At 62.8% G+C, this 13,608-nt stretch carries 10 protein-coding genes; 3 read left to right on the top strand and 7 right to left on the bottom strand.

Annotated elements, in window-relative coordinates:
- Positions 1 to 19: 19 nt before the first annotated feature.
- Positions 20 to 883 carry an archaetidylserine decarboxylase gene (gene asd, locus BLP82_RS28010; RefSeq protein ID WP_072407110.1) on the top strand — a complete coding sequence of 288 codons (864 nt, stop codon included), beginning with the start codon at positions 20 to 22 and terminating at the stop codon, positions 881 to 883.
- Between the two features lie 188 nt (positions 884 to 1,071).
- Positions 1,072 to 2,832 carry a molecular chaperone gene (locus BLP82_RS28005; RefSeq protein ID WP_092176139.1) on the top strand — a complete coding sequence of 587 codons (1,761 nt, stop codon included), beginning with the start codon at positions 1,072 to 1,074 and terminating at the stop codon, positions 2,830 to 2,832.
- 85 nt (positions 2,833 to 2,917) lie between these two features.
- On the opposite strand, the gene serB is transcribed toward BLP82_RS28005, so the two are convergent.
- Positions 2,918 to 4,132, bottom strand: a complete 1,215-nt coding sequence (gene serB, locus BLP82_RS28000; protein WP_092476996.1) for a phosphoserine phosphatase SerB — start codon at positions 4,130 to 4,132, stop codon at positions 2,918 to 2,920.
- 132 nt (positions 4,133 to 4,264) lie between these two features.
- Between serB and BLP82_RS27995 the strand changes: the two genes are divergently transcribed.
- Positions 4,265 to 5,782, top strand: a complete 1,518-nt coding sequence (locus BLP82_RS27995; protein ID WP_092176130.1) for an AhpA/YtjB family protein — start codon at positions 4,265 to 4,267, stop codon at positions 5,780 to 5,782.
- Positions 5,783 to 5,967: 185 nt separating this feature from the next.
- Here BLP82_RS27995 and BLP82_RS27990 read toward each other — a convergent pair whose 3' ends face one another.
- From BLP82_RS27990 to BLP82_RS27965, 6 genes are all read right to left on the bottom strand, one after another.
- Complete coding sequence (locus tag BLP82_RS27990) at positions 5,968 to 6,672, bottom strand: PqiC family protein (protein ID WP_060739438.1); 705 nt, start codon at positions 6,670 to 6,672, stop codon at positions 5,968 to 5,970.
- Positions 6,673 to 6,851: 179 nt separating this feature from the next.
- Positions 6,852 to 9,116, bottom strand: a complete 2,265-nt coding sequence (parC, locus tag BLP82_RS27985) for a DNA topoisomerase IV subunit A (RefSeq protein WP_072407118.1) — start codon at positions 9,114 to 9,116, stop codon at positions 6,852 to 6,854.
- Positions 9,117 to 9,126: 10 nt separating this feature from the next.
- Positions 9,127 to 9,648 carry a retropepsin-like aspartic protease family protein gene (locus tag BLP82_RS27980; protein ID WP_092176126.1) on the bottom strand — a complete coding sequence of 174 codons (522 nt, stop codon included), beginning with the start codon at positions 9,646 to 9,648 and terminating at the stop codon, positions 9,127 to 9,129.
- Entirely contained in the window at positions 9,645 to 10,631 is a 987-nt protein-coding gene (locus BLP82_RS27975; protein ID WP_092176122.1) for an esterase-like activity of phytase family protein, read from the bottom strand. The genes BLP82_RS27980 and BLP82_RS27975 overlap by 4 nt, the downstream gene beginning before the upstream one ends.
- Positions 10,631 to 12,535: a DNA topoisomerase IV subunit B gene (gene parE, locus BLP82_RS27970; RefSeq protein ID WP_053181455.1), complete on the bottom strand. Its 1,905-nt coding sequence runs from the start codon at positions 12,533 to 12,535 to the stop codon at positions 10,631 to 10,633. Before parE ends, BLP82_RS27975 begins: the two co-directional genes overlap by 1 nt.
- Positions 12,536 to 12,576: 41 nt before the next feature.
- The gene (locus BLP82_RS27965; RefSeq protein ID WP_092176118.1) at positions 12,577 to 13,185 is read right to left on the bottom strand and encodes a YqiA/YcfP family alpha/beta fold hydrolase; all 609 of its coding nucleotides are present in this window, start codon (positions 13,183 to 13,185) and stop codon (positions 12,577 to 12,579) included.
- Positions 13,186 to 13,608: the final 423 nt, after the last annotated feature.

The following is a 13,608-nucleotide window of genomic DNA, read 5'->3' as shown; positions in this document are numbered from 1 at the left end:
AGGTTCTTAAGGACAGTTAATGAAAAACCGTTTGTTCATCCTCACTCAATACCTGTTGCCCCACCACCTGTTGTCGCGGTTGGCCGGCTGCATTGCCGAATGCCGCGTGCGTTGGTTCAAGAATGCCTTCACCGCGTGGTTCGCCAAGCGCTACCAAGTGGACATGTCCCAGGCCCTGGTGGAAGACCTGACTGCGTATGAGCACTTCAACGCCTTCTTCACCCGCGCCCTGAAAGACGGCGCACGGCCGCTGGACGAAACCCCGGGCGCGATCCTCAGCCCCGCCGACGGTGCCGTCAGCCAGCTCGGCCCGATCGAGCACGGCCGGGTGTTCCAGGCCAAGGGCCACAGCTTCAGCGTGCTGGAACTGCTGGGCGGCGACGCGGCCAACGCCGCGCCGTTCATGGGCGGCGATTTCGCCACCATTTACCTGTCCCCCAAGGACTACCACCGCGTGCACATGCCATTGGCCGGCACCCTGCGGGAGATGGTCTACATTCCCGGGAGGATTTTCTCGGTCAACCAGACCACCGCCGAAAACGTTCCGGAGCTCTTCGCCCGCAACGAGCGCGTGGCGTGCATCTTCGACACCGAGCGCGGGCCGATGGCCGTGGTGCTGGTGGGTGCGATGATCGTGGCCTCCATCGAAACCGTCTGGGCCGGGCTGGTGACGCCACCCAAGCGCGAGCTGAAAACCTTCCGTTACGACGAAGCCGCCCGCGCGCCGATCCATCTGGAAAAAGGCGCCGAACTGGGGCGCTTCAAACTGGGTTCGACCGCCATCGTGCTGTTCGGTCCAGGCCAGGTGAAATGGGCCGAAGACCTGGTGGCCGGCTCACCAGTACAGATGGGCCAGGGCCTGGCGCTGCCAAAGGCTGAGTAAAAGATCACATGTGGGAGCGAGCTTGCTCGCGATGGCGATGTAACAGTCACCTCGATGGCGACTGTCCTGGCGTCATCGCGAGCAAGCTCGCTCCAGCAGGGCATCCAGCATAGATAGCGCACCTCCTTCGGCTACAACTGCTAGAGTTGGAACATCACGTTTATTTCCCGCCGGAGCCCGCACACGGCATGAATGAGACCAGCCCTCTCCAGTTATTGCGCGCCCTGACCCCGACACAATCACGCCTGTCGTTCTGCGAGGCTACGCCACGGGACCTCAAGCGCTGGATCGCCAACCTGCCGAAGGCCAACATCGGCGAAACGGCCCGTCTGTTGTACCAGGCCCTTGGGGAACTCAACCAGCTGCTCACGCCCAGCGACAATCGCCTGCAACTGCTCGAACTGCTGCGACCCGAGGTGTATTACGTCTGCAAGCACCTGGAGCGGCACTTCCTGCAACAAGCCATCGTGCTGGATGATCGCTCGCGCAAGATCGTCAACCTGTGCCAGGCCCTGCAAACCCAACTGGCGATGGGCTACAAACAGATCGTGGCGCGTATCGCGTCGAAATACACCAAGGACCGGGCCCGCCTGCTGAGCACCGCACTGCAACGGGCGATGCATGCCCTCAACGGCCCGCTGCTGCGTGCCAGCCAGCTGTACAGCCCAGTGCCAGAGGGGTTGTGGCTCGACTTGCATCAGTTGTACCGGATTGCCTGCCTGCACCGCTTGCAACACCTGAGCGTGAGTGACGAGCTGGCCAGCCAGGTTCATCAATTGAACGCCGAGCAGACCTATGTCGTCGCCCTGCTGCTGGGCGCGTCACGCAGCAATCAATTGCGCCAGGGCCAGATCGGGCGACTGACCGAGGTGCTCGAATCCTGGAGCCAGTGGGTCAAGCTGGACCCTGCCAGCGCTGCCAGCAGCCTGTTCGCAGTCGCTCCAGAACTGGATGTCGGGCCACGCTACCGCGCCAAGTTCCGGGCCGAACAGCAGCCAACCTTGCAGGGCTTCGATCCCCAGCCACTGGTGCGTGCGATCGCCATTCACCTGGAACAACCTGCCGATAATACGTTGCCAGTCCCTGGTGGCATGAGCGTCGACACTTTGCATCACCTTCAAGCCGCCTGGGGCGAAGCGGCTGAACGCAGCTTCCAGCGCACCGAGGGCAACGGCACGCTGACCCTGTGCGTAGGCATGAGTGCACTGCACTACTACCTGGGCGGCGAGCGCTCGTTCAACGAGATCCTGAAAAGCCCCGCCACCCGCAAGGCCCGCTTCGAAGCCTCGCCGAGCAAGACAAACGACACCTGGAAGCAAGCGTTCGACGCCGCCCCCGCCGGCGACAGCGACCTGCTGCCCTATGAAGAAATCGAGTACCCGGTCAACCCGGCCGATGACGATGGCAACAGCTCCGACAACCAGCATCACTTCCCCACCTACGACCTGCCGATCATCAACCACAGCCCTGGCGGCTATTGCCTCGGTTGGCCCAAGGAGGTGCCGGAACAACTGCAAGCCGGGGAAATGATCGGCATCCGCGACAGCAGCGACCAAGCCTGGAGCGTCGCCGTGGTGCGCTGGATCCGCCAAGTGCGCAACGGCGCCATGCAAATGGGCATCGAACTGGTCGCACCCCATGCCCAGCCTTGCGGGTTGCAACTGGTCCGGGAAGAAAATGAGCACGGTCACTACCTGCGCGGGTTGTTGCTTCCAGAGATCAGCGCCATTGACCTGCCCCCGACCATGATCGCCCCCCGCCTGCCCTTCCAGGAAGGCCAGCGGGTGCTGATCAATACCAACGGCCAGGAACGCCGCGCCGGCCTGGACCGCCGGGTGACCAGCACCCACAGCTTCAACCAGTTTTCCTATCACCCGGAGGACTCGGGAGCCACCGAGGAGAGCGGCGACCAGGAAGGGAATTTTGACTCGTTGTGGAAATCGCTTTGAACCGCCAACACACAACCCTTTGTGGTGAGGGGATTTATCTCCTCACCACCGATGAATGCCTCCAAAAGATTGCGACAGACTCGAATCAGAGCTGCCCGTCACGATCCCTGAAGCCCAGCAGGTACAACACCCCATCCAGCCCCAGGGTGGAAATCGCTTGCCTGGCCGACTGCTTGACCAGTGGCTTGGCGCGGAATGCCACACCCAGGCCCGCGATCGCCAGCATCGGCAGGTCGTTGGCGCCGTCGCCCACGGCGATGGTCTGCTCCAGGCGCAGGCCTTCTTTTTCAGCCAGTTCACGCAGCAGGTCCGCCTTGCGCTGAGCATCGACGATCGGCTCGACGGCCACGCCGGTCACCTTGCCGTCCACCACTTCCAGCTCGTTGGCGAATACGTAGTCGATACCGAGCTTGGCCTGCAACTGCTTGGCGAAGTAGGTGAAGCCGCCGGACAGGATGGCGGTCTTGTAGCCCAGGCGCTTGAGTTCGGCGAACAGGGTTTCGGCGCCTTCGGTCAGGCGCAGGGAAGCGCCAATGGAATCCAGCACGCTGACGTCCAGGCCTTTAAGCAGGGCCAGGCGCTCCTTGAAGCTGGCACGGAAATCCAGCTCGCCGGCCATGGCTCGCTCGGTGATGGCCGAGACCTTGTCGCCCACGCCAGCCGCCTTGGCCAGTTCGTCGATGACTTCGGCCTCGATCAGCGTCGAGTCCATGTCGAACACCGCCAGGCGGCGGTTGCGGCGGAACAGCGAATCTTCCTGGAAGGCGATGTCGACGTTCAGCTCCTGGGCCACGCTGAGGAACTCGGCACGCAACGCCTGGGGATCGGCCGGCTCACCGCGCACCGAAAACTCGATACAGCCCTTGCCCTTGTCGGCCGGGGTGTCCAGCGGCATGCGCCCGGACAGACGGTCGATGTGGTCGATGTTCAGGCCATACTGGGCGGTGATCGAACTGACGCGCTGCAACTGCTCGGCAGTAACCTTGCGGGTCAACAGGGTCACGATATGGCGCTTCTTGCCCTGGCCGGCCACCCAATGCTGGTAGTCCTCCTCGGACACCGGAGTGAAGCGCACCTGCTGGTCGAGCTTGTAGGCAGTGAACAGGATGTCCTTGAGCACGGACTTGCTTTGTTCGGCGTCCGGGATTTCAACCAGGATGCCAAACGACAGCGTGTCATGGATCACCGCCTGACCGATGTCGAGAATGTTCACACCACCCTGGGCCAGAACGCCGGTAATGGCCGCAGTCAGACCCGGACGGTCGCTGCCAGTGATGTTTATCAGGACGATTTCGCGCAAGGCGCACCCCCGCAGGTGGAAAAAACCGCATTCTACCCACATTCAGTGACCATCGGGCACCGCCAGTGCTTTGCCGGTCATGGGCCTGTCGCTATACTGCGCGTCAATTTCACGGACAAAGAGCCGAGCTCAGTGAACCGGCCCACGCCAGTCAAAACCGACAACTTCTTCCTGCTGATCTTCCGTGCGCTGCGTCACCGTCGTGTGCCGATCGCATTGCGTATTGCCAGCCATAACGTCATCCTGGTCGCCCTGGCCCTGGTCATCTATGCCTGCGTGATGGGTTTGCAATTCAAGCAGGCGATGCACGAGCAGGCCGATGCCCTGGGTGAAAGCCTGACCACCCAGACCGCCACGTCCGCCACCGAGCTGCTGGTGTCCAACGACATCCTCAGCCTCAACGTGCTGCTCAACAACCTGACCAAGAACAAGCTGGTGGCCCACGCCGCCATCTATAGCGTGGACAACCGCATCCTCGCCGAGGCCGGCCAGCGCCCCAAACCTGGCCTGCTGGGCGAGTCCGGCGGCATGTACCAGAGCAAGATCACCTTCCAGGACGTGACCGCCGGGCAATTGCGCATCAGCCTGGACATGGACCAGTTCCAGCAACCGATGACCATCAGCCTGCAAAGCATGGGCATCCTCAGCGCGATCCTGTTGGCACTGGCACTGGCCCTGAGCCTGCGCCTGGGGCGGCACATCTCCACGCCACTGCTGCAATTGCGCGTCTGGCTGCGGGACATCGACGAACACACGCCGGCCACCCAGCGCCAGGACGAGATCGGCGACCTGGCCCGGCAACTGCACGCCAGCTTCGCCCCGGAACCCGAGCCCCTGCCGGAACCTGAAGACCTCGACTACACGGACGACGACGATTCCGAGCCAGGCTTCGAAGTACGCAACCTGCGCGATCCGGGGTTCGACGAAAGCCAGCCGATGCCGGCCTCCAAACCGGCCCCACGCCACGTGGTGCGCGCGGTAGAAGACGAGGAAGACGACGACGCCTTCGCCGACCTGCGTGACGAGTCGGTCAATGGGGCACCTCTGCCGGTCGCCAAGCCTGTGGCCTCGAACCTGCCCCAGCACAGCGCCGTACTGGCCGTGCAACTGGGCGCCCAGGATCAATTGCGTCGCCTGCCCCAGGCGCGCCTGAAGGAGTTGCTCGAGCGCTACCGCGACTGCCTCGACCAGGCCGCATCGCTCTATCAGGGCGAATTGCACACCTTGAACGACGGCAGCACGCTGATGCTGTTCCACACCGAAGACAGCGGCGACGACTACCTGACCAATGCCATTTGCTGCGGTGAGTTGCTGCGCGCCTTGGGTCACCAGTTGCAGATCGAAGTCGCCGACAGCGGCATCACCCTGCAACTGCAATTGGGCCTGACCTTGGGCGATGGCTTGTTCGGCTTGAGCCAGATCGACCTGCTGCTGACCGAAACCGCCCAGGACGCCCTGGCGCTGTCGCAACACAGCCGCAACCTGCTGCTGGTGGAGCGCAAGATCAACGACGACGCCCTGATCCGCCAGCGCGCGCGCATCCGCCCCATCGCCAGCCCCGAAGGCGCGTGTTGCGTGGAGCGCTTGATGGAGCCTTACCCATCGATGCTGGAGCGGCAACTGGCGCGGATGCATGAGCGCCAGGCCTGATATCCAGTAGTTGAAGCGAACAAAAGCCCGCAGATGAGTGATTATCTGCGGGCTTTTTTGTTGCCTATCCTGGCCTCTTCGCGGGCAAGCCCGCGAAGAGGCCAGGATAGGCCCCGACAATCCAACCGGCAGAAACAACAAAGCCCGCATCAACGCGGGCTTTGTGGTGTATCCGGGTCCAACCGTCAGAACCTGAACACTTCCATGTCCGTACGAATCGGCAAGGCCATGGGAATCTTGTCCTTTTCCTTCTCTACCGGCTTGGCCGGGGCTGGCGCGGCCTTGCGAGGCACTTCGGCGACAGGCGGCTGGTTGGCCAGGGGCTTGAGCGACACCGACAACTGTTCGGCCAGGCGTTGCAGGAGCACGCCCTGGGCCTGGACCTGTGCCGCCGTGGTGCCGGCATGCTGCTCTTGCAGATGAACGATGCGGTTCTCACGCACCTTGCCACGACGGTCGATCAACCGCCATTGGGCATCGAGCACTGCCGGCTGGGCTTTACCCGAGTCCAGGCGGGTAATCGACAGCAGTACCTGCACATCCGGGGTGAAACCCTGGGTCGCCGGTGCCAGCACCACGCGCTGGCTGTCCAGGTGCCCGGCGACCTGGCGCAACAGCAACTGATCGATGTCAGAGGAAAGGCTGCCGGCCCAACGGCCGTCAGTGGCGGCTTGCAGGCTGCCGTCCGGTTGGCGTTGCAACAAGGTTTCTCGCTGCAGGTAATCAGCGATCAGAACCGGGCCGAGCAATACGGCCATGCCTGTGCTTTGCGCAGGCTGGGCCGGGGTTCCGCTGTCCAATTGGTACAGCGACACCGGCTGGTTCATGCTGCAGCCCGCCAGACCAAGCAGGCCGGCGAGCCACAAAATAGGGAGGCGCAGAGCAGTCATCGTTCCGTCCAGGTGGCAGCCACAAGGCTTGCCACAGTGAAAAAATACTCGGTCAATGTGAAGAACGCTCGGCTACGCCGGCGCTTGAAAGGGCCTATCATCCGTGAATATGCGCGCCGACTCCAGCGCGAAAGCATCGATCTGCGGCATTTAATCGCAGACCGAGCCCTCTACTACGCCTAATTGAGGTTTTCGACGAGCAGCGCATCGACCCGCTGAAAGCCCCTCGGTAGCTTGTTGCCCCGCCGACCGCGTTCACCCTTGTAATGCTCAAGATCGTCCGCCTTCAACGAAAGCGTACGCTTTCCTGCCTGTAGCACAAGCGTGGCGCCCTCCGGCAACACTGCAATATCCGTGACATATTCCTCACGGCTGGCGACCCGTTCGCCGGAAATACCAATAATCTTGTTGCCCTTGCCTTTACCCAGCTGTGGCAGGTCGCTGATCTTGAACACCAGCAACCGCCCTTCGGTGGTCACCGACGCCAGCCAGTTGCTCTCTCGATCGGCCACCGGGCGCGGCGCAATCACCTTGGCGTTGTTCGGCAGGCTCAACAGCGCCTTGCCCGCCTTGTTCTTGGCTTGCAGGTCCTCGCCCTTGACCACGAACCCGTAACCCGCGTCCGATGCAATGACGTACAGTCCATTATCATCAGGCATCAGCACGCATTCAAAAGTTGCACCCGGTGGTGGTGTTAAACGACCGGTCAGCGGTTCGCCCTGGCCGCGAGCTGATGGCAAGGTATGCGCCGGCACGGAATAACTACGGCCAGTGGAGTCGACGAACACTGCAAACTGGTTGGAACGCCCGGCCGCCAAGGCCTTGAAGCCGTCCCCGGCCTTGTAGGAAAGCCCCGTCGCGTCAATATCATGACCCTTGGCCGAGCGTACCCAGCCTTTCTCCGACAGCACGACGGTGACTTTCTCGTTCGGCAACAGATCATGTTCAGTCAGCGCTTTGGCTTCGGCGCGCTCGACGATGGGCGAGCGACGGTCGTCACCATAGGTTTCGGCGTCCTTGAGCAGCTCGGTGCGTACCAGCTTCTTGAGCTTGGCTTCGCTGCCCAGCAGGGCTTGCAGCTTGGCCTGTTCCTTGAGCAGTTCATCCTGCTCGGCGCGCAGCTTCATCTCTTCCAACCGCGCCAACTGCCGCAGACGGGTGTCGAGGATGTAGTCGGCCTGGATTTCGCTCAGGTCAAAGCGGGCGATCAGGCTGGCCTTGGGGTGCTCCTCGGTGCGGATGATGTGGATCACTTCATCCAGGTTGAGGTAGGCGATCAGCAAGCCGTCCAACAGGTGCAGGCGGCGCTCGACCTTGTCCAGGCGGAATTGCAGGCGCCGGCGCACGGTCTTGACCCGGAACTCCAGCCACTCCACCAGCAGTGCCCGCAGGTTTTTCAGCTGCGGCTTGCCGTCCAGGCCGATGATGTTGATGTTGACGCGGTAGCTGGACTCCAGGTCGGTGCTGGCGAACAGGTGCTGCATCAGCGCGTCGTGGTCGACCCGGCTGTTGACCGGGATGATCACGATGCGGCAGGGGTTTTCATGGTCAGACTCGTCGCGCAGGTCCGCCACTTGCGGAGCTTTCGACGGTTTTGCCTGCATCATCGCCGCAATTTGCTCCAAGACCTTGGCCCCGGAGACTTGATGCGGCAATGCCGTGACAATGATGTCGCCATCTTCGATGTGGTACACGGCGCGCATGCGCACCGAACCGCGACCGGTCTCGTAGATTTTCAGCAGGTCGGCGCGCGGCGTGATGATTTCCGCTTCGGTCGGATAGTCCGGGCCCTGGATGTGTTCGCAGAGCTGTTCCACCGTGGCTTTCGGCTCGTCCAGCAGACGCACGCACGCCGTGGCCACTTCCCGCAGGTTGTGGGGTGGCACGTCGGTGGCCATGCCCACAGCGATGCCGGTGGTGCCATTGAGCAGGATGTTCGGCAAACGTGCTGGCAGAACCAGGGGTTCGTCGAGGGTGCCGTCGAAGTTCGGCCCCCAGTCCGCGGTGCCCTGGCCCAGTTCGCTGAGCAACACCTCGGAATAGCGCGACAGCCGCGCCTCGGTGTAACGCATGGCCGCGAAGGACTTGGGATCGTCCGGCGCACCCCAGTTACCCTGGCCGTCCACCAGCGTGTAGCGATAGCTGAACGGCTGGGCCATCAGCACCATGGCTTCGTAGCAGGCCGAATCACCGTGGGGGTGGAACTTGCCGAGCACGTCACCGACGGTACGCGCCGATTTCTTGTGCTTGGAATCCGCATCCAGCCCCAGCTCACTCATGGCATAGATGATCCGCCGCTGAACCGGCTTCAAACCGTCGCCGATGTGCGGCAAGGCACGGTCCATGATCACGTACATGGAGTAATTGAGGTAGGCATTTTCGGTGAAGTCAGCCAGCGATCGGCGTTCTACGCCGTCTAAGCTGTCTGCAAGAATGTCGCTCATGCGGGCCTCATCAGTTCGTTGTCTGGCGCAGCAGCATGGTGCCGTCGCGCTGGGTAAATTCAAGTTTGTTCAGGGCGCTCATGCCCAGCAGCACTTGCGTGCCACCCAGGCCGGGCGCCACCAGGGCACGGACATCGCGCAAGACGATGTCGCCCAATTGCAGCCGGTCGACGCGGGTACGGTAGCCCTCGCTCACACCGTTGGCGGTACTCAAGGTCACGCCGAATCCTTTTTCCAGCTTGAGGCGCTCGGCCAGCTCCATCGGAATCGCCACGTCAGTGGCACCGGTGTCGAGCATGAAATCCACCGGCTGGCCGTTGATCTGGCCGCTGGCGACGAAATGCCCCTGTTGATTGCCGACCAGCTTCACCTCGATAACACCTTCACCTTTTTGCGAGTACACCTGGGTATTGGGGTTTTGCTGGCGCTGCTCCCATTGGGCAAAAAAACGCGTCGCCAGAAACAGCGCGGCGCACCAGGCCAGGATCATCAACACCCGACCGGCGCGCTTGCCCGGCAACGGCTGGCTCACGGCGAGGCACTCCAGCCACCCTCGGGCGCGGCGAAGCGCCAGACGATTGGCCGCTGTTCACCGTCGGCCCGCTTGCCATCGTTGTTGTCCAGGCCGATCCAGGCCCCCTCGGCATCCACCACCAGCGCTTCGGCCAGCCCGTAGGGCTGGGGATAACGGCGGTTATCCTGCAACGCCTCGGCGGCGAACGACCAGCAACGCTCGACCTGGGCGGTCTGCGGGTCACGCCGGCAGATCTGATAGGCGTTGCGCTCCAGGGTAAACAGCTTGCCATTGAACAATGACAGGTCCGCGAAATCCCGCGAAACCGCCTTGGCCTTGGGGAACTGCGCTGGCTGCATTTCCCGCCCGGCTTCGCTCAGCAACACGCAATTGCCATCGCAGTCCCACACCGTCTGCTGACGCTTGAGCAGCAGCAGGCCGCGACGTTCGCGCTCGGCCGCCAACCACAGCTGGTCACCGGCCGGGTTGACCGCCAAGCCTTCGAACAACGCATTGAAATGCAGCAGCATGCCGCTGGCGCGGGCCTGGCGGATCAGGGTGGGGGCAATTTTCAGCCAGGACGCGGCCCCCGACGGTGGCACCTGCAACACCGCGGCATGGGACTCACTGACTACATAGCGGTTGCCGGCGCTGTCACAGCTGATGCCTTCGAAATCCAGCTCGCCACCGCGCAGGAACGACGCCGCCCAGGTCCGCGAGCTCAAGCCCCAGGGCAAACCGCTGTCCGGCACCTTCGGCACCTCGATTTCAACCACCTCGGCCTGCCAGACCGGCGCCTCGGAGGGTGCGAGGCGATAGACCCGGTCATCGTCGCGATCGGACACCGTCCACATCTCGCCGCCGCACAGCGCCAGCCCGGACAGGTTGCCACCGCGCATGCCATCGACGGCGTGCTCGGACAGCAGCTTCAGTTCCGGCGCAGGCCCTGCGACTACCGCCCCCGCCCACAGCCACAACGCCAGGGCGAAACCGTTGCGCATCAGGCCAGCACCTCGGCCAGGTCCCCTTTGGATTCGAGCCAGGACTTGCGGTCGCCGGCGCGCTTCTTCGCCAGCAACATGTCCATCATTTCCGAGGTCGCTTCGAAATCATCCAGGGTCAACTGCACCAGGCGGCGAGTGTTCGGATCCATGGTGGTTTCGCGCAACTGCGGCGGGTTCATCTCGCCCAGGCCCTTGAATCGGGTGACCTGCGGCTTGCCACGTTTCTTCTCGGCCACCAGCCGATCCAGAATGCCATCGCGCTCGGCTTCGTCCAGGGCGTAGTAGATTTCCTTGCCCAGATCGATGCGGTACAGCGGCGGCATCGCGACGTAGACGTGACCGGCGTCCACCAACGGGCGGAAATGCTGGACGAACAAGGCGCAGAGCAACGTGGCGATGTGCAGGCCGTCGGAGTCGGCGTCGGCCAGGATGCAGATCTTGCCGTAGCGCAGCTGGCTCATGTCCTCGGCGCCCGGGTCGACACCGATGGCCACGGCGATGTTATGCACTTCCTGGCTGGCCAGCACTTCGCTGCCGTCCACTTCCCAGGTGTTGAGGATCTTGCCCCGCAGCGGCAGGATGGCCTGGAACTCTTTGTCCCGCGCCTGCTTGGCCGAGCCGCCGGCGGAGTCACCTTCCACCAGGAACAGCTCGGAACGCATCGGGTCCTGCCCGGCGCAATCGGCCAGTTTGCCCGGCAAGGCCGGCCCCTGGGTGATGCGCTTGCGCTCGACCTTCTTGCTGGCCTTGAGACGACGACCGGCGTTGTTGATCGCCAGCTCCGCCAGGGCCAGGCCGGTTTCCGGGTTGGCATTGAGCCACAGGCTGAACGCATCCTTGACCACCCCGGAAACAAACGCCGCCGCCTCACGGGACGACAGGCGTTCCTTGGTCTGGCCGGAGAATTGCGGTTCCTGCATCTTCATCGACAGGACAAAGGCGATGCGTTCCCAAACGTCTTCCGGCGCCAGCTTCACACCACGGGGCAGCAGGTTGCGGAACTCGCAGAACTCACGCATGGCATCGAGCAGGCCCTGGCGCAAGCCGTTGACGTGGGTGCCGCCCTGGGCCGTAGGGATCAGGTTGACGTAGCTTTCCTGGACGCTTTCGCCACCTTCGGGTAGCCACAACAGCGCCCAGTCCACCGCTTCCTTATTGCCGGCGAGGCTGCCGCAGAAGGGCTCGTCGGGCAGGCGTTCGAAACCGCTGACCGCGTCCACCAGGTAAGAGCGCAGACCGTCTTCGTAATGCCATTCGACTTTCTCGCCGGTGGCCTTGTCCTCGAAACTGACCAGCAGCCCCGGGCACAACACGGCCTTGGCCTTGAGCACGTGCTTGAGGCGACTGACGGAAAACTTCGGTGAATCGAAATATTTCGGGTCCGGGGCGAAATACACGCTGGTCCCGGTGTTGCGCTTGCCGACGGTGCCGACCACTTCCAGCTCGGTGGCCTTGTAGCCGTCGGCGAAAGTCATCTGGTATTCGTTGCCGTCACGCTTGACCCGCACCCGCACCTGGGTCGACAAGGCGTTGACCACGGAAATACCCACCCCGTGCAGACCGCCGGAGAACTGGTAGTTCTTGTTGGAAAACTTGCCGCCGGCGTGGAGCTTGGTGAGGATCAGCTCGACGCCCGACACACCCTCTTCAGGGTGTATGTCCACCGGCATGCCGCGGCCGTCATCGCTGACTTCCAGCGAGTGATCGGCGTGCAGGATGACCTGCACCGACTTCGCATGCCCGGCCAAGGCTTCGTCGACACTGTTGTCGATGACTTCCTGGGCGAGGTGGTTCGGCCGACTGGTGTCGGTGTACATGCCGGGGCGCTTGCGCACCGGGTCGAGGCCCGAGAGGACTTCGATGGCGTCTGCGTTATAAGAGCTAGCGCTGGGAGTGGCCATGGGGTCTCGTCGTCAGTGTTCAATGAAAAAGGGGCGATGGCTCACAGCGACGTGAAGTCGATCGCCTGGTACAAATCGGCGCCAATGCCGGCAAAACTCAACAGCGCCGGCAACTGCTGGGCAAACCCTTGGAAACTGTGGTCGCCGCCGGCCTGGATGCGCAAGGCACAGGCGCGGTAATACTGCTGGGCGTGGCGATAATCCAGCGTTTCGTCCCCGGTTTGCAACCATACCTGATACCGCTGCGGATCCTGGGGCGCCGGCACTTCCAGCTCGGCCAGGGCCGTCACGTGGTCGTGGGTCAATTCCCAGGTTTCGTCGGTGTACAAATTCTTCTGTGTGCCCAGGTAACCGTCGAACATCCGATGCGGGCTGACGGCCGGGTTGACCAACAGGGCCTTGAGGCCGTGGCGCTCGGCCAAGTGAGTCGCATAGTAGCCGCCGAGCGAGCTGCCGACTAGCAGCGGTCGGCCCAGTTGTGCAATCGCCTGTTCCAGCTGACCGATGGCTTGGCGGGGGTGGTGGTGCAGGGCTGGGACTTGTAGATGGTCGCTCAGACCCAATTGCGCCATTACGTCGATCAACTGGCTGGCCTTGGTCGACGCGGGGGCGCTGTTGAAGCCGTGGATATAAAGGATAGAACCCGACATTGCCGACTCCCTGGGTGTGGGGCAAAGGCCGGAGTTTACAGGGAGTTTGTGGGGGTTTGGGGGTGATCTGTTCATACAAGACAACACAAAACCCTGTGGCGAGGGGATTTATCCCCGCTGGGGTGCGAAGCGGCCCCCTACAGCCGGCCTTTATCTATTGACCGGGTACATATCCATTGCTGTGGTAACGGCTGCTGACGGTTCCGCTCTTACAGCGGCTCACTTTTGAAAAGCGCAAAAGTAAGCAAAACGCTTTATGCCCCACCACTCGGCACCTCGCCTAGGCTCGGTGTGCCCTCACTCCGGCATTACTCCGTGGGCCCGCTGCGAAGGGCCATCCATGGCCCAGCGCAGCTATCCCGGCATCCATGCCGGGATGCCCACTCCACAATACCTGCGTTCGGCCAGCGTGGTTAACGGGGC

The organism is Pseudomonas sp. NFACC37-1 (assembly GCF_900101575.1).
Classification (GTDB): Bacteria; Pseudomonadota; Gammaproteobacteria; order Pseudomonadales; family Pseudomonadaceae; genus Aquipseudomonas; species Aquipseudomonas fluorescens_AA.
This window is presented reverse-complemented; position numbering and strand designations above follow the sequence as displayed.